This window comes from Paenirhizobium cremeum (genome assembly GCF_022884085.1).
Classification (GTDB): domain Bacteria; phylum Pseudomonadota; class Alphaproteobacteria; order Rhizobiales; family Rhizobiaceae; genus Allorhizobium; species Allorhizobium cremeum.
The window spans coordinates 21,401-40,409 of record NZ_JAGGCS010000009.1 but is presented as its reverse complement, the minus strand read 5'-3'; the positions used below and the strand labels follow the sequence as shown (position 1 = coordinate 40,409).

Annotated in this window: 18 protein-coding genes; 12 read left to right on the top strand and 6 right to left on the bottom strand. The window is 62.3% G+C overall.

Features of this window, described 5'->3' with window-relative positions:
* The first annotated feature begins 150 nt into the window (after positions 1 to 150).
* The 5 genes from corA to J5N58_RS16495 all read left to right on the top strand — a co-directional run bounded on the left by corA (position 151) and on the right by J5N58_RS16495 (position 6,092).
* On the top strand, positions 151 to 1,158 hold the full coding sequence (gene corA, locus J5N58_RS16515) for a magnesium/cobalt transporter CorA (protein WP_113442657.1): 1,008 nt from the start codon (positions 151 to 153) through the stop codon (positions 1,156 to 1,158).
* Between the two features lie 302 nt (positions 1,159 to 1,460).
* Positions 1,461 to 3,125, top strand: coding sequence for an electron transfer flavoprotein-ubiquinone oxidoreductase (locus J5N58_RS16510; RefSeq protein ID WP_244711706.1), 1,665 nt, complete (start codon positions 1,461 to 1,463; stop codon positions 3,123 to 3,125).
* A 262-nt stretch (positions 3,126 to 3,387) separates the two neighbouring features.
* The gene (locus J5N58_RS16505; RefSeq protein ID WP_244711704.1) at positions 3,388 to 3,879 is read left to right on the top strand and encodes an EF-hand domain-containing protein; all 492 of its coding nucleotides are present in this window, start codon (positions 3,388 to 3,390) and stop codon (positions 3,877 to 3,879) included.
* Positions 3,880 to 4,090: 211 nt separating this feature from the next.
* Positions 4,091 to 4,837 carry a pentapeptide repeat-containing protein gene (locus tag J5N58_RS16500; protein ID WP_113442651.1) on the top strand — a complete coding sequence of 249 codons (747 nt, stop codon included), beginning with the start codon at positions 4,091 to 4,093 and terminating at the stop codon, positions 4,835 to 4,837.
* A gap of 148 nt (positions 4,838 to 4,985) precedes the next feature.
* Positions 4,986 to 6,092 (top strand): branched-chain amino acid aminotransferase, encoded by a 1,107-nt coding sequence (locus J5N58_RS16495; protein ID WP_112827426.1) that lies wholly within the window; start codon positions 4,986 to 4,988, stop codon positions 6,090 to 6,092.
* Between the two features lie 36 nt (positions 6,093 to 6,128).
* On the opposite strand, the gene J5N58_RS16490 is transcribed toward J5N58_RS16495, so the two are convergent.
* Positions 6,129 to 6,917 (bottom strand): AraC family transcriptional regulator, encoded by a 789-nt coding sequence (locus J5N58_RS16490; RefSeq protein WP_112827425.1) that lies wholly within the window; start codon positions 6,915 to 6,917, stop codon positions 6,129 to 6,131.
* 94 nt (positions 6,918 to 7,011) lie between these two features.
* Between J5N58_RS16490 and J5N58_RS16485 the strand changes: the two genes are divergently transcribed.
* The gene (locus tag J5N58_RS16485) at positions 7,012 to 7,941 is read left to right on the top strand and encodes a DMT family transporter (RefSeq protein WP_244711702.1); all 930 of its coding nucleotides are present in this window, start codon (positions 7,012 to 7,014) and stop codon (positions 7,939 to 7,941) included.
* 49 nt (positions 7,942 to 7,990) lie between these two features.
* Here J5N58_RS16485 and J5N58_RS16480 read toward each other — a convergent pair whose 3' ends face one another.
* A complete protein-coding gene (locus J5N58_RS16480; protein ID WP_112827424.1) occupies positions 7,991 to 8,386 on the bottom strand; it encodes a DoxX family protein in 396 nt (131 codons plus the stop codon).
* 174 nt (positions 8,387 to 8,560) lie between these two features.
* Between J5N58_RS16480 and J5N58_RS16475 the strand changes: the two genes are divergently transcribed.
* Both J5N58_RS16475 and J5N58_RS16470 read left to right on the top strand, forming a co-directional pair.
* Positions 8,561 to 9,697 carry a low temperature requirement protein A gene (locus J5N58_RS16475; protein ID WP_112827423.1) on the top strand — a complete coding sequence of 379 codons (1,137 nt, stop codon included), beginning with the start codon at positions 8,561 to 8,563 and terminating at the stop codon, positions 9,695 to 9,697.
* 113 nt (positions 9,698 to 9,810) lie between these two features.
* Positions 9,811 to 10,425 carry a L,D-transpeptidase gene (locus J5N58_RS16470; RefSeq protein ID WP_112827422.1) on the top strand — a complete coding sequence of 205 codons (615 nt, stop codon included), beginning with the start codon at positions 9,811 to 9,813 and terminating at the stop codon, positions 10,423 to 10,425.
* Positions 10,426 to 10,436: 11 nt separating this feature from the next.
* On the opposite strand, the gene J5N58_RS16465 is transcribed toward J5N58_RS16470, so the two are convergent.
* Complete coding sequence (locus J5N58_RS16465) at positions 10,437 to 11,342, bottom strand: DMT family transporter (RefSeq protein ID WP_112827421.1); 906 nt, start codon at positions 11,340 to 11,342, stop codon at positions 10,437 to 10,439.
* Between the two features lie 126 nt (positions 11,343 to 11,468).
* Here J5N58_RS16465 and J5N58_RS16460 point away from each other — a divergent pair, with 126 nt between their 5' ends.
* Entirely contained in the window at positions 11,469 to 11,945 is a 477-nt protein-coding gene (locus tag J5N58_RS16460; protein ID WP_112827420.1) for an Lrp/AsnC family transcriptional regulator, read from the top strand.
* A 24-nt stretch (positions 11,946 to 11,969) separates the two neighbouring features.
* On the opposite strand, the gene J5N58_RS16455 is transcribed toward J5N58_RS16460, so the two are convergent.
* On the bottom strand, positions 11,970 to 12,986 hold the full coding sequence (locus J5N58_RS16455; protein WP_113341102.1) for a zinc-binding alcohol dehydrogenase family protein: 1,017 nt from the start codon (positions 12,984 to 12,986) through the stop codon (positions 11,970 to 11,972).
* 123 nt (positions 12,987 to 13,109) lie between these two features.
* Between J5N58_RS16455 and J5N58_RS16450 the strand changes: the two genes are divergently transcribed.
* Positions 13,110 to 13,532: a winged helix-turn-helix transcriptional regulator gene (locus J5N58_RS16450; protein WP_244711700.1), complete on the top strand. Its 423-nt coding sequence runs from the start codon at positions 13,110 to 13,112 to the stop codon at positions 13,530 to 13,532.
* Positions 13,533 to 13,542: 10 nt separating this feature from the next.
* Here J5N58_RS16450 and J5N58_RS16445 read toward each other — a convergent pair whose 3' ends face one another.
* Positions 13,543 to 14,718, bottom strand: coding sequence for an MFS transporter (locus J5N58_RS16445; RefSeq protein ID WP_244711957.1), 1,176 nt, complete (start codon positions 14,716 to 14,718; stop codon positions 13,543 to 13,545).
* A gap of 339 nt (positions 14,719 to 15,057) precedes the next feature.
* Between J5N58_RS16445 and J5N58_RS16440 the strand changes: the two genes are divergently transcribed.
* Positions 15,058 to 15,963: a diacylglycerol/lipid kinase family protein gene (locus J5N58_RS16440; RefSeq protein ID WP_113466621.1), complete on the top strand. Its 906-nt coding sequence runs from the start codon at positions 15,058 to 15,060 to the stop codon at positions 15,961 to 15,963.
* A gap of 36 nt (positions 15,964 to 15,999) precedes the next feature.
* Here J5N58_RS16440 and J5N58_RS16435 read toward each other — a convergent pair whose 3' ends face one another.
* Positions 16,000 to 17,358 carry a glutamine synthetase family protein gene (locus tag J5N58_RS16435; protein ID WP_244711697.1) on the bottom strand — a complete coding sequence of 453 codons (1,359 nt, stop codon included), beginning with the start codon at positions 17,356 to 17,358 and terminating at the stop codon, positions 16,000 to 16,002.
* 205 nt (positions 17,359 to 17,563) lie between these two features.
* Between J5N58_RS16435 and J5N58_RS16430 the strand changes: the two genes are divergently transcribed.
* A complete protein-coding gene (locus J5N58_RS16430; RefSeq protein WP_113341105.1) occupies positions 17,564 to 18,934 on the top strand; it encodes an aspartate aminotransferase family protein in 1,371 nt (456 codons plus the stop codon).
* Positions 18,935 to 19,009 lie beyond the last annotated feature (75 nt).

Genomic DNA, 19,009 nt, shown 5'->3' with positions numbered 1-19,009 from the left:
TGTGCGTCGCGACAGGATCGCGTCTCAACCCGAGGATATCGCAATGGATCCTTCCAGTCGAAGTTCGAACCAAACCCGCCGTTCCCTCCGGTAACAGGTCCGATCTTCGCGCCTGCTCCGGATGGCAAAAAGCCCTGAAGGAGCATGTCCATGCTGCGCATCTATCTCCGCGAAGCAGAACGCCTTGTTCTGCGTGACAATTCCGAAATCGACATCATCGAAAACAACGCCACCGAGGCCGCCGCTCCGGTCCTCTGGTACGATCTCGTAAGCCCGACTCCGGAGGAAAGCCGGCATGTCGAGCAGGCCCTTCAGCTTTCCATCCCGACCCGCGACGAGATGGAGGAAATCGAGCTTTCCGCCCGCCTCTACCAGGAGGATGGAGCCGAGTTCATGACGCTGACGGCGCTGACCAATCTCGACAATGGCGAGCCGACGAAGACGCCGATCACCTTCATTCTCAAGGGAGCGACGCTGGTTACGGTGCGCTATGCCGAGCCGAAGCCCTTCGTCGCCTTCGTCCACCGGGCCTTGCGTGTCAATGCCCAGGCCTATGGCTGCGGGGAGGAGGTCATGATCGGTGTGATCGAGTCGATCGTCGATCGCATGGCGGACGTGCTGGAGCGCATCGGCAACGAGATCGACGGTATCTCGCGCGAGGTGTTCCGCAGCAAGGCGTCGCCTTCCACCAAAAAGACCCAGGACCTGCAGTCGCTGATCGAGCACCTCGGGCAAAAGGGCGATTTCCTGAGCGGTGTGCGCGAAAGCCTTGTCAGCATCTCCCGGCTGGTTGCCTATCATGCCGCGCTGGAGACGCCGCAGCGCAAGCCGAGCAAGGAAGTTCGCCAGCGGGTGAAGATGGTCCAGCGCGATGCCTCCTCGCTCGGGGATCATGCGGCCTTCCTGTCGGGCAAGGTCAATTTCCTGCTGGATGCGACGCTTGGGCTCATCAATCTCGAGCAGAACCAGATCATCAAGATCTTCACGGTCGCCTCGGTCGTCTTCCTGCCGCCGACGCTGGTTGCCTCGGTCTATGGCATGAACTTCGAATCCATGCCGGAACTGCGCTGGGATATCGGTTATCCCTGGGCGATGATGCTGATGGTGGCGTCGGCTGCCCTGCCGTTCCTCTATTTCAAGCGGCGGGGCTGGCTGTAAGACCGGCCACCGCCTCATGTCGGGGAGGGGGTGTGTGGAATACGCGCCCTTTTCATTCGATGCTCTCGGTCTCCATGGCTGACACCATCGACGGATCGATGGGGCACGCGGTCACGAGCATGGCGCGTCAGGATGGCGCAGCGCATATAATTGACGTGAACGTAAACGGTAGATATTCTGTGCGGGAATGATCCCGTACCATAATTTCGGGCCAGAGCGTGTCGCATCCCGGCTCGACAAGCCGCTTGTGTTTTGACAAGGAAGAAGCCGGATAAAAGGGGATCGGTCGAGCGGAGAGGACAATGAGCGAAGCGATGGAACTGCCGGAACGCGAAAGCATGGAATTCGACGTGGTGATTGTAGGGGGAGGGCCGGCGGGCCTTTCGGCGGCGATCCGGCTGAAACAGGTCAATCCCGAGCTTTCCGTCGTCGTGCTGGAAAAGGGCGCCGAAGTCGGAGCCCACATTCTCTCCGGTGCCGTCGTCGACCCTGTTGGTATCGACCGCCTGTTGCCGGAGTGGCGCAACGAAGCGGACCATCCGTTCAAGACGCCTGTGACCGACGACCACTTCCTCTTCCTCGGGCCTGCCGGCTCCGTCCGCCTGCCGAACGCCTTCATGCCGCCCTTGATGAACAATCACGGCAACTACATCGTCTCGCTCGGCAATGTCTGTCGCTGGCTGGCGACCCATGCGGAAGCCCTCGGCGTCGAGATTTATCCGGGCTTTGCTGCGACCGAAGTGCTCTACAACGACGAAGGCGCCGTGATCGGTGTCGCCACCGGCGATATGGGCATCGAGAAGAACGGCGAGCCGGGTCCGAACTACACGCGCGGCATGGCGCTGCTCGGCAAGTATGTACTGATCGGCGAGGGCGTGCGCGGTTCGCTCGCCAAGCAGCTCATCGCGAAATTCGATCTGCAGAAGGATCGCGAGCCGCAGAAGTTCGGTATCGGTCTCAAGGAGCTCTGGCAGGTCAAGCCGGAGAACCACAAGCCCGGCCTCGTTCAGCATTCCTTCGGCTGGCCGCTCGGCATGAAAACCGGCGGCGGCTCTTTCCTTTACCATCTCGAAGACAATCTCGTGGCGGTCGGTTTCGTCGTCCACCTGAACTATAAGAACCCCTATCTCTTCCCGTTCGAGGAGTTCCAGCGGTTCAAGACCCATCCGGCCATCGCTCCGACCTTCGACGGCGCGAAGCGCCTGTCCTACGGCGCCCGCGCGATCACCGAGGGCGGCTACCAGTCGGTGCCGAAGCTCTCCTTCCCGGGCGGCGCGCTGATCGGCTGTTCCGCCGGCTTCGTCAACGTGCCGCGCATCAAGGGCTCGCACAATGCGGTGCTGTCGGGCATGCTGGCCGCCGAAAAGATCGCCGAGGCGATTGCTGCCGGCCGCGCCAATGACGAGCCCGTCGAGATCGAGAACGAATGGCGTTCGACCGATATCGGCAAGGATCTGAAGCGCGTCCGCAACGTCAAGCCGCTGTGGTCGAGGTTCGGCACGGCGGTCGGCGTGGCTCTCGGCGGTCTCGATATGTGGACCAACCAGCTCTTCGGCTTCTCTTTCTTCCGTACGCTGGGCCATGGCAAGACCGACGCCCAGTCGCTGGAACCGGCGTCCAGGCACAAGCCGATCGCCTATCCGAAACCGGACGGCGTATTGACCTTCGATCGCCTGTCCTCGGTGTTTCTATCCAACACCAACCACGAGGAGGACCAGCCGGTCCACCTCCAGGTGAAGGACATCGCCCTGCAGAAGTCGTCCGAACTCGGCGTCTATGCCGGTCCGTCGACGCGCTACTGTCCCGCGGGCGTCTATGAATGGGTCGAGAAGGATGGCGAGATGAACTACGTCATCAACGCGCAGAACTGCGTGCACTGCAAGACCTGTGACATCAAGGACCCCAACCAGAACATCAACTGGGTGCCGCCGCAGGGTGGCGAAGGGCCGGTTTATCCGAACATGTGACAGGCCTTGTCCTCGGATATCCGGCAAGGTTTCCGAGCGCGCGAGATTTCAGCACCCGACGATCCTGCACCCGACGTCCCGCCAGACGTCGGGTGCAGTCGTTTTGAGCCGCGGCATGCGCGCTGCTGCGGGCGCCCGTGCGTGGGCATTGATACATATCAATGTTTATATGAGTTGGGAATGTAATATGCGACTTGTCCGATGGGACCGGGAGCGGTCCGTCGGCCTGACCCTTGCACCGGATTTTCGGAGGAATGAGCGGATGGTACGGAAGCTGAAGATATTTGTGACCCTTTCCCTTGCCGCAGCTCTTGCGGCAGGTGTCGCCGAAGCACAGTCCTATGGAGCTGGCGGGGGTCCCGGTTGGGGCCGTGGCGGCATGATGATGAATGCACCCGGGCGTGGCCGGTTCCCGATCATCGACGCTGACGAAAACGGCGTCATCAGCGCGGAAGAAGCGGCCTCGGCGGCGGAAGATGTGTTTGCCGCAATGGATTCGGACGACAACGCCGAACTGACCATGGAAGAGTACATGGCCGTCCGCATGGGTCCGCAGAATGGCTGGAACAAGAGCCGGCAGGCTGAGCGGGAAAAGCAAAAGAGTGACCGCTTCGGCACCATGGACACGGACAAGAACGAGAGCGTTTCTCAGGCCGAGTTCATTGCCAATGCCAAGGCACGTTTCGAGGCCGCGGATGGTGACAAGGATGGCAAGGTCACTCCCTGGGAGTGGCGTAGCCAGCAGTGGAACTAGCAGCCGCCGCACAACGCATATCTGACCGGCATCCGTGAAAGGACCGGGAAGGACGGCAGGCAAGCGCCTGTGCATCAGGCCGCCCGGTATGGCGGCTCGATGAAATTACCGGTTTGTCCAACTTTCCCTGTTTGAATGACGCCGCAGTTTTCCTAGATAAAGGGTGTGACGGCGCGCGGTTGCGCTCGGTATCGGTTTGCGGAGCGAAATGATGACGATCCTGGATGGTGCGCGGTTGACGTCGCGGCGGACTGCAGCATGGGCCGCGATGCTGCTGCTGCTGTCGGTTGCGGCCGGCGCCGGCGAGGCGAAGGCCGGGGATTGCCGCAGTTACGCGCAGCCGGGCGCCGACTGGAGCGGTTGCAAGAAGTCGATGCTCATCATCACGGAAAGCGAGCTTGACGGTGCCAATCTCGCCAAGGCCGATTTCAGCTTCACCGATCTGCGTGGCTCCTCGATGAAATCCGCCAATCTCGAAAAGGCCAAGATGGTCCGGACATCCTTCGTCGCCGCCAAGCTCGAGGGCGCCAACTTCAACAAGGTCGAGGCCTACAGAAGCAATTTCGCCCGCAGTGCCGCCGACGGCGCTACCTTCGTCAATGCCGAGATCCAGCGCGCAGACTTCCGTGAGGCGCAATTGATGGGCACCGATTTCACCAAGGCCGAACTCGGCCGGGCCGATTTCCGCGGGGCGACGATCACAGGCAGCCGCTTCACCATGGCCAATCTGGCGCGTGCCCGCCTGAACGATGCGGTCTTCACCGGGCCGCTGGATTTTCGCAACGCCTTCCTGTTGCTGGCGCGCATCGAGGGTCTCGATCTTTCTGCCGCTACCGGTCTGGAGCAGGAGCAGGTCGACCTCGCCTGCGGTGACGCCTCCACCCGCCTGCCGCCCGGACTGAAGGCTCCCGCCGGCTGGCCATGTGCCGACGATCCGGACGACAGCAACGATCCGTGACCGGCCGCCGGACCTCGCTCGACCCGTGTAGCGCGATGGTTGGGCGCGGCCGGCATGACTTTGCCCCGTTCTCACGAAATGCCTTGAAAAATCCCGGCCGAAGCGGCAGTTTGCGCCACCTCCAAGATCACTTGAAAGATCATCGTCCATGCAAGCCGAAACGCCCCGCCTTACCTTCGATATCAAGCCGAATACCAGTCCGATGCCCGAAGCCGATCGCCTCAAGGCCTTCGAAAGCCTCGGTTTCGGCACGCTCTTCTCCGACCACATGGCGGTGATCCGCTGGAGCGAGGGCAAGGGCTGGCATTCCGCCGAGGTGACGGCGCGCGCACCGTTCCCGATCGATCCGGCATCGAGCGTTCTGCATTACGCCCAGGAAATCTTCGAGGGCATGAAAGCCTATCGCACGGCCGACGGTCGCGCCGTGCTCTTCCGCCCCGAGGAGAATGCCCGCCGCTTCAACGAGTCGGCCCGCCGCATGGCCATGCCGGAACTGCCGGAGGAGGCCTTCCTCGAAGCGGTCGAAAAACTCGTTCGCATCGACGCCAGGTGGATACCGCAAGGCGAGGGCGCAAGCCTCTATCTGCGCCCCTTCATGTTCGCCAGCGAGAACTTCCTCGGCGTGCGCCCGTCGAAGGAATACATCTTCTGCGTCATCGCCTCGCCGGTCGGCCCCTATTTCAAGGGCGGCGCCAAGCCGGTCAGCATCTGGGTTTCCGAACATTATACCCGTGCGGCTCCCGGCGGAACCGGCGCCGCGAAGTGCGGCGGCAATTATGCTGCAAGCCTCGTCGCCCAGGCCGAAGCCTATGCCAAGGGTTGCGATCAGGTCGTCTTTCTCGATGCCGCCGAACACAAGTGGGTCGAGGAATTGGGCGGCATGAACGTCTTCTTCGTCTTCGAGGACGGATCGATCGTCACCCCGCCGCTTGGCGGCACGATCCTGCCGGGCATTACCCGCAAGTCGCTGATCTCGCTTGCCCGCGAGGAGGGCGTCACCGTTCATGAAAAGCCCTATTCCTTCGAGGAATGGAAGGCCGATGCGCAGAGCGGCAAGCTCAGGGAGGCCTTTGCCTGCGGCACTGCCGCCGTGATTGCCGCCATCGGCACGGTCAAGTATCCGGAGGGTGAATTCAGCATCGGCGGGGGCGAGACCGGCCCGCTCACCACGAAGCTTCGCGACACGCTGGTCGGCATCCAGCGCGGCCAGAGCAATGACAGGCATGGCTGGCTCCATGCCATCGACGGCATCTGAGGGCGGAACTCTTTCCAGCCGATGACACAGGGCCCGTCATTCCGGCGGGCCTTTTTTCTGGTTGCTGCGCATTTGCGATGGGCTCGTTCCGGTCAGTCGCCGGAACATGGCGATGAAGGCCGATGTGTTGCCATAGCCCAGCCGGTGCGAAACCGATTGGACGCTGTGTCCCTCCTCGAGCAGGGAAAGCGCCGTGACCAGCTTCAGCCGTTGTCGCCAGTCGTTGAACGGCATGCCGAGAAGGTCCTGGCATCGTCTCGCCAGCGTGCGCTCCGTCGTGCCGCTGAGCCGGGCCCATTCGGCGGCCGAGCGACGATCGCCCGGATCGTCTTGCAGGGCGCGCAATACGGGGGCCAGCAGCGGGTCGTCCGTTGCGGGCAGATAATGCAGGAAGCGCGGCGCGACCCGGACCTGATCGACGATTACCATGGCGAGCCTGAGATCGGCGTCACTGCGGGGATGGCGCACGCCCCGCGCATCGAAATCCGCGAAAATCGCCTTCAGCAGCGGGCTGAGGCCGAGGGTGCAGGGTTCCTGCGGCAGGTCCGCGCATAACGATGCCTCGATATAGGCGGTGGCATAGCGGATGTCGTGACGATTGACCGCCTGATGGCTGAAACCCGCCGGAATCCAGATCGCATAATGGGGCGGCGACAGAAATGGCACCCCCTCGATGGTGATTTCGGAGACGCCTTCGAGCGCGTAGTTCAGTTCGGCCCAGGCCTGCCGGCGCGACGGGAAGACGGTTCCCGCACGATAGTACTCGGTGCGCAGGAAAACCGGCCGGGGCGGCTCCCCGTCGATGTGGCCGTACTGGATCGGCATGGCGTCTCCTCGTAACATTTTGTCTGATATTCGTTATATTGCGAGATTTAGACATTTGCTAGAGAGATGCCGAGCGTAACAATGCGAGGCGGCCATGGCGAAGTTTCAGCAGCGGGAAAGTGGATCGGACAATGGCTTGCCGATGATGCCGGTTGTGCTGGCGCTTGCCACCGTCGTCATCTGGTCCGGCAATACCATTGTCAGCAAGGCCGCGATCGATGTCATTCATCCGGCCTCGATCGCCTTCTATCGCTGGGTCATCGCTTTTCTCGTGCTGGCGCCCTTCGTGCTGCGTTCCGCCTGGAGCGAACGGCACGTCAGCCTGCGTTATGCTCCAAAGCTTGCCTTCCTGGGATTGATGGGCATGGTTGCCTATCAGAGCCTTGCCTATGAAGCGGCCAAGACCACCACCGCCGTCAACATGGGTGTGCTGATCGCCCTCGTTCCCCTGATTTCAACCTTTCTGGCGGCGCTCATCGCCGACGAGAGGCTTGCCGTGACCCGCATCATCGGAGGTATCGTCTCCTTTGCCGGCCTTCTCTACCTGACCGCGCGCGGGGACATCTCCAATCTGATTGAGGGCGGTGTGCATGTCGGGGATGGGCTGATGATCGTCGCGGTCTTTTCCAGCGCGCTTTACGGGGTGCTGCTCAAGCGTTGGCGTATTCCGATATCCACCTGGCTGCAGCTCTGGTGGCAGATCGGCGCGGCGGTGTTGATCCTCCTGCCGTTCTGGCTGGCCAGCGAAAAGAGCCCACTCACGGCCGCCAATCTGCCGCTGGTTCTCTATGCGGCGCTGCCGACCTCGCTGCTCGGCCCGTTCATGTGGATGATCGCCGTGCGCGAGCTTGGCGCCGCCCGCTCCTCGATGTTCTTCAATCTCTTTCCGGTGCTGGTCGCAGCGTTGGCGATGATCCTGCTCGGCGAGCGGCTGGAGAGCTTCCATGTCATCGGCGGAGGACTGGCGCTCCTCGGCGTGATGATCGGACTGCGTCAGCCCGCACAGCTCGCGGCGGGAACGTGAATGTCCTGAACGGCGGCGGACGCTCTCCGCGTCGTCCCGCCGACCGGCCTCACCTGCCTGCTTTCCACGCAGCGACCATCAGGCCGCCGATCACGGTGATATGCTCCATCACCAGGTAGAACTCAACGGTCTTCAGCGGCTCCTCCATCCTCCAGAACGTGTGGGCGATCGGAATGGTGAGCGCGGTGAAGACGCCGAGCGCACCCGCCCCGAGCCAGGTCCATCGGTTGAGAATGACCAGCAGGGAGCCGGCGAGCTGTACGAAAATGGTTGCGACCGCAAAGAAAGCCGGTGGATTGAGACCGAAATGCTGCATCTCCGCAACCGCTGCTGGAAAGTCCACGAGCTTGGAGACGCCGCTTGCCCAGAATATGTAGGTGAGCAGGATGCGTGCCACATAGCCGAACCATGTGGTCGCAGTGATCGATGTAATGACACTGTTCATGTAATCTCGTCCCCCAGGTTAACGACTGGCGAGTTTGCGCATCTTTCAAATATTGGCAATTATCAAAATTCGCCGTTCTGTATGTTTTTCTTCCCGTTGAGCTTGCGGGCCAAAGAATTTCAGGGAAATCTCTCTTTATAGTCTGGCAATCAGGGCTGATCGGGGGCGAGTGATATGAGCGACCATATCGAAAACGGCAAGCCACAGTTTCGAGCCCAGACCATCGAACTCTTCTTCGATCTGGTCTTCGTCTACACGATTACCCGTATCACCCATCTCGTCGAGCATGCCCATGGTGCGGTTGACTATCTGCATGCCTTTGCCGTGCTGATGCTCGTCTGGTGGATGTATGGCGGCTATATCTGGCTCACCAACCATGCCCACACGCCCAAGACGATGCGGCTCGTTTTGATGGCGGCCATGGCGGGCTTCATGGTGATGGCCCTGAGCTCTTCCGCCACCGAGGGAGAAGGTCTCCTGACCTTCGGGCTGGCCTATCTCTTCATCGTCGTGCTGCATTTCGTCGCCTTTGCTGCGCAAGGCGGACGCGCAGCCGCGCTGGCCATGCTGCGCATCGTGCCATTCAATCTTCTCGCGGCCCTGCTGGTGCTTGCCGGAGGAGTGATCGATGCGGAATGGAGCTGGGTTCTGCTTCTCGCGCCCGCAGCCCTCTATCTGTCGGTGGCGGTGATGAACACCGGCGAGGGGTTTGCGCTCGACCCCGCACATTTCGTCGAGCGCCATGGTCTGCTGCTCATCATCGTGCTTGGGGAGACGATCATCGCGGTGGGTGCCGGTATCGGCGACGGCCCGCTGAATGCCGCGACGATAATGCGCCTCGCCCTCGGGATCGCTCTCATCGCCCTGTTGTGGTGGAGCTATTTCGATGCGGATGACGAGCGCGCCGAACACATCATGCTCGCGGCCGACAACCGGCGGCGGACACGCATTGCTCTGTTCGGTTATACGATCGGCCACCTTGCGATGATCGCGGGCCTCATCCTCGTGGCAGCCGGTCTCAAGGCGGCCGTGGGCGCTCCGGGCGGAGAGGAAGGACACGGTTCGGAAATGCTGCTAGCGCCGGGTGTTGCCGTCTATCTGGCTGCGGATGCCTTCTTCCGCCGTCTGGTCGGGCTGGCACCGGTGGCGGTGCGCCTGGTCGCGGCGCTTTTCTTCGCGCTGGTGCCATTGCTGCATCTGCCCTTGCACGGGGCTTTCCTGATTGCGGCTCTTGCGGCCGGAATTCTTCTCGCCTTGTTGGCAGAGGCAGGCCTGTCCAGAACTCGTGCCGCCTTGCTGCGTGCGGAGTAAGTAATTCCCGCAATTCAGGGATAGTATTTACCGGTTTTTCCACCGATTAACTCCGCATTAACCATGATTTCCTTAATTTGCCGTCATTCGACGAACACATTGAGGACATCAAAATGACGATTTCGCGCCGTGGTCTGCTGATTGGATTGCCGCTCTTCGTGGCGGGCTGCCAGTCGGTTCCGAACCAGCAGGCGATGTATGGCGATCGTCCGGAAGAGCCTCATCCGCTGAAGAAGATCCCGCTCGAGAAGATCAAGCCGGAACTGCGGCGCCAGGAAGTCGCTTACGAAACCGCGGAGGCCGCGGGAACCATCGTGGTCGACACGCCGGCACGGCGGCTCTACTACGTTCTGGGCGAGGGCCGCGCCATGCGTTACGGCGTCGGCGTTGGCCGCAATGGCTATGCACTGGCCGGCACCGCCTATATCGGCCGCAAGGCCGAATGGCCGACCTGGACGCCGACCGGCAACATGATCCGCCGCGATCCGGAAAAGAACCTGAAATATGCCGGCGGCCTTCCGGGCGGCATCAACAATCCGCTCGGCGCGCGCGCCATCTATCTTTACCGCAGCGGCGACGACACCATGTTTCGCATTCACGGCACCAACCAGCCATGGTCGATCGGCCAGGCCATGTCGTCCGGCTGCGTCCGCATGATGAACCATGACGTCATCGACCTCTACGAGCGTGTCAAGGTCGGCGGACGGGTCGTGGTGCTGCAGGCTTGAAGGCCCGAATTTCAGCTTCGCCTTGAGAGGATGCCGGTCGAAAGAAGCACGCCGGCGCCCGTGACCAGCGTTGCGGCAATCGTCAGCGCGCCGAGGGGTTCGCCGAGCAGGACGGCGCCGCCGAGGGCGGCTGCAACCGGAGTGACGGCGGTATAGGCGGCGGCCTGCGTGCCGCCGAGCGCCCTGACGGCATTGCCGTAAAGGATCGTCGCCAACAGCCCTGACAATATGCCCTGGGTGAGAACCTGCAGGCCGGTCTCGCTGACGGGAGCATCGAAGAGATGCGTGCCCAGGAAGGGAACAAGCGCAAGGTTGATGATCGTCGACCAGGCGCAGATCAGCGCACCGCCCTCATAGGCCGAGAGCCCGGAGTGCCGGAAGGCATGGGTGTAGACAGCCCAGAGCGTTGCGCCGATCGGCAGGACGACATAGCTCTTCCAGCTCAGGACGCCGGTGGAAAGGCTGCCGAGCAGCAGAAGAACGCCGCCGCAGAAGATCGCGGCCATGCCGAGCCTGCGCATCCGGTCCGGCCTTTCCCCGAGAAGCACGATGCCGATCAGCGCCACGGCAAGTGGCATGACGCCCGGCAGCAGGACGCCTGCCGCAGAAGCCGGCGTTGACTTCATCCCGAAACCGACCACCTGGAAGAACGGCGCGCCGGAACCGAGAACCATCAGGATCAGCGGCAGTTTGGGTGTCTTCTTCGGCCAGAGCCCCGTTCTGAGCCAGACGGGAGCAAGTACCAGAGCCGGCACGCCGTAACGTAGCAGGCTGAGGTCGAGCGCGGAAAGGGAGGTGCCGACGCTGTGGCGCGTCGAAATCAGCCAGGAGGCCCAGATCAGCACGACGGACAGCGCCGAGATGGCGCCGAGGCCGGCGGAAAGCGGCGGTCGGGTGGCGTTGCTGATGGTGGTCATGGCGGCTCTCCTGATGCAGTCGCATGAAGATAGCGCGATATGCAGCAGTGTGTCCTTGCCATTTATGCCTGTAAAGGACACAATATTGGCAGAAAGATGCATCATTCTAGGTTTGGAGTTTCGAATATGCCAAAAATTGATAAATTCGACCTGGCCATTCTCGAGGCGCTCCAAAAGGACGCCCGCGCGACCAATGTCCAGATTGCCGAGCAGGTAAACCTGTCGCCGTCGCCCTGCCTTCGCCGAATACGGCTCCTCGAGGAGAGCGGTGTCATTCGCGGTTATCGTGCCGATATCGATCGCGGAACGGTTGGTCTGGAGCTCACCGTTTTCGTAACCTTCAAGGTCGCCCATCACACGCGGGAACATGCCCAAGACTTCCAGCAGGCGCTCCAGGCGTTGCCCGAGGTCGTCGGCTGCTACATGATTTCGGGCAATTCCGATTTTCTTGCCGAAGTGGTGGTCGAAAACCTTGCGGCCTACGAAGCGCTTTTGACCGACAAGTTGCTGGTTCTGCCACATGTTACCGACATCCAGTCGAACTTCGCCATCCGCAGCGTCAAGACGAGCGGACCGCTGAAACTGCCGGCGGCGAAGACCTAGCCCCGCCGCCATATCCTTTTTGCCTCAGAAACCTTCCAGCACGACCTTGCCGGTGGTGCGGCCGCTCTCGATCAGCGTGTGGGCCTTCTTGAGGTTTTCCGCATTGATGGTCCCGAGCGTCTGCGACAGGGTGGTGCGGATCTTGCCGGCGTCGACGAGATCGGCGACGTGGTTGAGGAGCTTGTGCTGCTCGATCATGTCGGCGGTCTGGTGGACGGGACGGGCGAACATCATCTCCCAGTGGATGGAGACCGCCTTGCCCTTGAAGGGCATGATGTCATAACCGTCCTTCATGTCGTCGATCAGCACCACGCGGCCCTGCGGGGCGATCAGTTCGGCGATCTGCAACCGGTGCTGGGCGCTGCCGGTGACGGAGAATACGAAGGCCGGAGCGCCGATCCCCAGGGCTGAATATTCAGCCGCCAGTGGCTTCGAGTGGTCGATCACGTGGTGGGCGCCGAGCGCCCTTGCCCATTCGGCGGATTCCGGACGCGAAGCGGTGGCGATGACGGTCAGGTCCGTCAGGACGCGGGCAAGCTGGATGGCGATGGAACCGACCCCGCCGGCGCCGCCGGTCATCAGGATGGCATTGTTGGCGCCCGGCACCTTGTCCTGGACCTTGAGCCGGTGGAAGATCGACTCATAGGCCGTGATGGCGGTGAGCGGCAGGGCCGCGGCCTCGGCGAAGCCGAGCGAGGAGGGCATCCGCCCGACGATCCGTTCATCGACCAGATGAAACTCGCTATTGGTGCCGGGCCGGTTGATGGCACCGGCATAGAAAACCCTGTCGCCGGGCTTGAACAGCGTGACCTTCTCGCCGACCGCCTTGACCACACCCGATGCATCGAAGCCGAGGATGCGATATTCGCCCTCCGGCGGCGTTGCACCGGCCCGGACCTTGGTGTCGACCGGATTGACGGACACGGCCTTGACCTCGACGAGCAGGTCATGGCCGGCCGCCACCGGTTCGGGCAACGTGATGTCGAGAAGGGAATCGTCGGACAAGATGGGGCCTGACTTCAGGTAACCGACTGCGCGCATGGAAATCTCCTTGGGATTGTGAGCACGCCATTCAATTGATACATATGTCCTGACTTCGCAAGAATGCACATTTTCTGTCCGTAGCGACATAAAATGTAGGTAGTATCAAAAAGGATACTGTTGATGTCCCGACCCCGCGCCAAGCTCACGAACAATTTTCCCGGCTGCCCCGTCGAATCGACGCTCAGTCTTCTGGATGGAAAATGGAAGGGCGTGATCCTCTATCACCTCATCACCAGCGGCACGCTGCGCTTTTCGGAACTGCAGCGCAAGCTGCAGAGCATCACCCAGCGCATGCTGACCAAGCAGCTCAGGGAACTGGAGGACAGCGGTATCGTCGAGCGGACGGTCTTTCCCGTCGTGCCGCCCCGTGTCGATTACAGCCTGACCTCGCTCGGACGCAGTCTCGGGCCGGTGGTCCTCGCGCTGGAGCAATGGGGCCAGCGTCATGTCGTCTGCCGCGACGGCAAGAAATACGTGGTCACGCCGGACGATCCCTCGGCGGAGACGGAACTTGAGTTGGGTGGCGAACGCTCGGCTGCCTGAGACGACCCGCTCAGACGCTCGCCTTGTTGGCGACTGCCTGCGGTTTCCGTTCTAGCGCGATCGACATCAGGAACACCATGAGGCCGAGGAACGAGAGCACCGATCCGACATAACCGGTGGCGCCATAGCCGTATCCATGGGCAATCACGAGGCCGCCGAGCCAGGCACCGAGGGCGTTGGCGATGTTGAAGGCGGAGTGATTGGAGGCGGCGGCAAGCGTCTGGGCGTCGGCCGCGACGTCCATCAGCCGGGTCTGCACGGCGGGGCAGGCGGCAAAGCCGCAGCCGGTGAGGAAGACGCAGATGCACAGCATCACCGGATCGGCCGCCGTCAGCGAGAAGATCGCCATCAGCACCACGTTGAACGCCAGCATGCCGCCGATCGTGCCCTTCAGTGAATAATCCGCCATGCGCGATCCGACGACGTTTCCGACATTCATGCCAATGCCGAACAGCGCCAGCACGATCGCCACCATGCTGGCCGGCAGGCCGGCGGTATCGGTCGTGGTCTTGGCAATATAGCTGAAGATCGAGAACATGCCGCCGAAACCGACGGCGGCGATGGCGAGCGTCAGCCAGACCTGAAGACGGCCGAAAGCGCCGAGCTCGCGCCGGATGCTGGCGCCTTCCGCGACCTTGTCCTTTGGCAGATAGAGCGCGATCAGGACGACGGTAAGCCCGCCGATGGCGCCGACCATGAGAAAGGCCGCCCGCCAGCTCATCAACTGGCCGAAAAAGGTCGCGATCGGCGTGCCGATCAGGGTGGCGATGGTAAGCCCCAGCATGACGCGGCCAACGGCGCGCGCCCGCCTGTGCGGTGGCACCATGGAGGCGGCAACCAGGGCCGCCACGCCGAAATAGGCGCCATGCGGCAGGCCGGTGACGAAGCGCAGGGCCGTAAAGCTCAGGAAATCGGGCGCCAGCGCCGACAGGATATTGCCGAGCGCAAAGACGCCCATCAGCGCAAGAAGCAGCGTCTTGCGGGGGAGCTTGGCCGCAAGAACCGCGATGATCGGCGCGCCGACCACGACGCCGAGCGCATAGGCGCTGATGACCCGACCCGCCTCGGGAACGCTGACGCCGTAGGTGGTCGCCACATCAGGCAGGAGACCCATGATGGCGAACTCGCCGGTGCCGATGCCAAAGCCGCCGGCGGCAAGCGCGAGCTCGATCAGGAATACCATCATCGGTGTCAACGTCGGCGATGCCTGGGCGCGGTCTGAGGGTGTGGAGGGCAGGGCGGTACAATCGGTCATGGAGCCACCTGAGGCAGGCCGCAGGCTGCGGCCCTGGCAAGGGAGATGAAATTCTGGAGGGTCAGAGATGCCCGGGCAAACCGCGCGGTTCTCTTCGAATGCGATTTGATACTTATCATGTGTTTGTGCGTCGCCGCAAAGCCCTTTCGCTTTCCGGCTTGAATTTTGGGCGCCGCATCATGATTTCTCCGGGACGAAACCAATACGCCACAGCTGCGTTGGATATCGGCGGCGGCGCATGCCCCTCCGGCATCCGAAAGACGAGGAAAGATGAAGGTCAAGGCAGTCTTCAACCGTGATGGCGGGACGTTCAGGACCATCGACATGACGGAATACTGCGCCCGCGCGACCGAGGCGTTCAGGGCCGCAGGCCACGAGATCGAATGCCGTGTCACCCCGGGGAACGAGGTTGTCGATGCCCTGGAGCGCGCGGTCGGCGAACCGGGCGTGGACGCGCTGGTGGCAGGCGGCGGCGACGGCACGATTTCGGCAGCGGCGGGGATCGCCTGGAAGGCTGGCCTGCCGCTCGGTGTCGTTCCGGCGGGCACCATGAACCTCTTTGCCCGTTCGCTGAAGATCCCGCTTGATATTCACGCGGCCCTCGACGTTCTGGCGGGCGGAGAAGTAAAGGCTGTCGACATCGCCACGGCCAACGGCAAGCCCTTCGTGCATCAGTTTTCGGCCGGCCTGCACGCGCGCATGGTGCGCATGCGCAATTCGATGAACTATGCTTCCCGCTTTGGAAAAATGCGGGCGAGCATACGCGCAGCGCTTGGTGTCATGCTGCGGCCCTTACGCTTCGAGGTCGTCTTTGACATCGACGATGATGGCCGCGCCGAGCACCGTGTTGTCGCCGCCATCTCGGTGTCCAACAATCCCTTCGGCAACAATCCGCTGTTCTTCGCCGACGACCTGACGACCGGCAAGCTGGGGGTTTATTTCGCAGATCCGTTGCAGCCCCCAGGTGTCGCCAGACTGGCGGTCGATATCCTGCGGGGAAGGCTGAAGGAGAACGAGGCGGTGACGGCCGCGACTGCTGAGACGGTCCGGCTGCATTTTCCCAAACGCCGTCACGGCGCGCTGTGTGTCATCGACGGCGAGCTTGTGCGCATGCCGCGCGACGTGGAACTGCGCCAGCATCCCGGAGAGTTGAAGGTGCTGGCGCCGATCTTGTGACGGCGCCCCGCACTTGCGCAAAAGACGGGCGGCGGCTCAGATGCGCGGCAGATAGGTCTGGTAGTCGAAGCTCGAGACGGTGCGCAGGTAGGTGATTGCTTCCTTGCGCTTGGTGTCGCCGTAGATGCGCTGGTATTCGGAGCCGAAGATATCGGCGATGAACGGGGATGCCCTGAAGCGATCGACGGCCGTCAGGAAGTCGTGGGTCAGGATTTCGGGGTTTTCCGGCGCGCTGTCCGGGCTGGTGACTGGGCCGGGGTCGAGCGTTTCGTCGAGGCCGAGCAGCATGCCGCCGAGGATCGCCGCAAGCAGCAGATAAGGATTGGCGTCCGCGCCGGCCACGCGATGCTCGATGCGGGCCGCGGGTCCGTCCTTGTCGGGAATGCGGATCGCCGTGCCGCGATTGCCGAACCCCCAGTCGATCTTGTCGGGCGCGAATGAACCCGGCTGGAAGCGGCGGAAGGAATTGGCGAAGGGGGCGAAGACGAGCTGGGCTTCCTGCATGGTCTTCAGCATGCCGGCGGTGATCGACTTCAGCTTCACCGGATCGCCGCCCTTTGCGTCGAGGATGTTCTTGCCGTCCCTATCGATGATTGACGCATGCACATGCAGGCCGGAACCGGCCTGATCGCTGTATGGCTTGGCCATGCAGGTGGCCTTCAGGCCATGACGGCGGGCGGCGAAATCGACGACGCGCTTCAGGTAGACGCAGTCGTCCGCGGCCGCCAGCGCGTCGGGCCGGTGCAGGAGGTTTACCTCGAACTGACCGGGGCCGAATTCCGCCGTCGTCGCATCGACCGGAAGTTTCATCGCGTCGCAGTAGCGGCGCACCGTGTCGAGATAGTCCTCCATCGCGGCGGTCGCGCGCATGTCGTAGAGTTGGAAGCCCTCGGCCTCGCCCTGCATTACCAGTTCCTTCGGCGGCAACGGCTTGCCGGTTTCACGGAAATTGGGCTGTATCACATAAAATTCGAGTTCGGTGGCAACGACCGGGGTGAGGCCGCGCTCTTCATAGCGTTTCAGCACATTCGCAAGGATCGCGCGCGGGCAGATGTAATGCGGATTGCCGTCCAGCGTGTGCATGGTGGCGAGCACCTGCTTGGAACCGGCCGGCCCCCAGGGAAGGGCGGTGAGGGATCGCCTGTCGGCGACGCAGATGCCGTCGGGATCTCCGAGCGTGAGGGAAATGCGGGTGATGTCGTCGTTGTCGTCGCCCCATATGTCCAGCGACTGGGTGGAGGCCGGCAGGCGCACGGCATTTTTCCAGACTTTATCCTCGGCCTTTATTGGGATCATCTTGCCGCGCAGGTCGCCGCTCATGCCGACGAGCAGGACTTCGATGCGCGCGGACGGGTCGGCTGCGGGATTTTCGGCGGCCTTGGACAAATCGGTCATGAAAATGCTTCTCGCTGGCGAATTGAGGGGCAATTTGGCCGCAGGAAGTGGGAAATCGACGCCCTTGCCAAACGCATTTTGGAAGGTCATGTTCGTAGCCGATAAACTTCCGCCTTTCAATCTGGCAAGGCAGACGACCCCGCGGATCAGCCTTTACCGGCGCGTCCGGCCCCGTCGTTCGTGCTTGCTTCGGGGAATAAATGCCATGACGAAAAATGCTGCTGCGCTTTCCAATCTCGGCGCCATCGACGCCGCCCATCACCTGCATCCCTTCTCCGACATGAAGAAGCTGAATGCAGCCGGCACCAAGATCATCAACCGTGCGGAGGGCGTGCATATCTGGGATTCGAATGGCAAGCAGTATCTCGACGCCTTCGCCGGCCTGTGGTGCGTGAATGTCGGCTATGGCCGCAACTCGATTGCCGAGGCGGCCTATGCCCAGATGCAGGAACTGCCCTACTACAACACCTTCTTCGGCACCACGACACCGCCGACCACGCTGCTCGCCCAGAAGATCGCAAGCTTCACCGGGCCGACGCTCAAGCATGTTTTCTTCACCAATTCCGGCTCCGAGGCCTCCGACACCTGGTTCCGCATGGCGCGCGTCTACTGGAAGGCGCTCGGCCACGAAACCAAGACGATGGTGATCGCCCGCAAGAACGCCTATCACGGCTCGACCGTTGCCGGCGCCTCGCTCGGCGGCATGAAGTGGATGCATGAGCAGGGCAACCTGCCGATCCCCGGCATCGCCCATATCAACCAGCCCTATTGGTATGCCGAGGGCGGCGACCTTTCGCCGGAGGAATTCGGCCTCAAGGTCGCGAAGGAACTCGAGGACAAGATCCTCGAACTCGGGGAAGAGAACGTGGCCGCTTTCGTTGCCGAGCCGATCCAGGGGGCCGGCGGCGTCATCGTCCCGCCGTCCACCTACTGGCCGGAAATCAAGCGCATCGCCAGGAAGTACAACATCCTCCTGGTCGCCGATGAAGTGATCTGCGGCTTCGGCCGTCTCGGCACCTGGTTCGGCCATCAGTATTACGATTTCGAGCCGGATCTCGCACCGATTGCCAAGGGCCTGTCTTCCGGCTACCTGCCGATCGGCGGCGTGCTCGTTTCCGAGCGGGTCGCCAAGGTGATGACCGAGGAACTCGGCGACTTCTATCACGGTTACACCTATTCCGGTCATCCGGTTTCCGCAGCCGCAGCCATCGAGAACCTGCGGATCATCGAGGAAGAGCGTCTCGTCGAACGTGTGCGTGACGATGTCGGTCCCTATCTCGCCCAGGCGCTCGCCTCGCTTACCGATCACGACCTCGTCGGCGAAGCTGTCAGCGTCGGCCTGATGGGCGCGGTCCAGATCGCCGCCGACAAATCGACCCGCCGCCGTTTTGCCAAGCCCGACGAGGTCGGCACGCTGGTGCGCAACCAGTGCGTATCGAACGGCGTCATCCTGCGCGCCACCGGCGACCGCATGCTGTTCTCGCCGCCGCTCGTCATTTCCCGCTCGGAGATCGACCAGGCGGTCGACACGCTGCGCAAGGGTCTCGACTGGTTGAAGGACAACCACAAGGAATAGGCTGACAGCAAAAAGGCCGGCGAAACGCCGGCCTTTTTCGTTCTAGAGCAATTCCAGCAAAAGTGGGAACCGGTT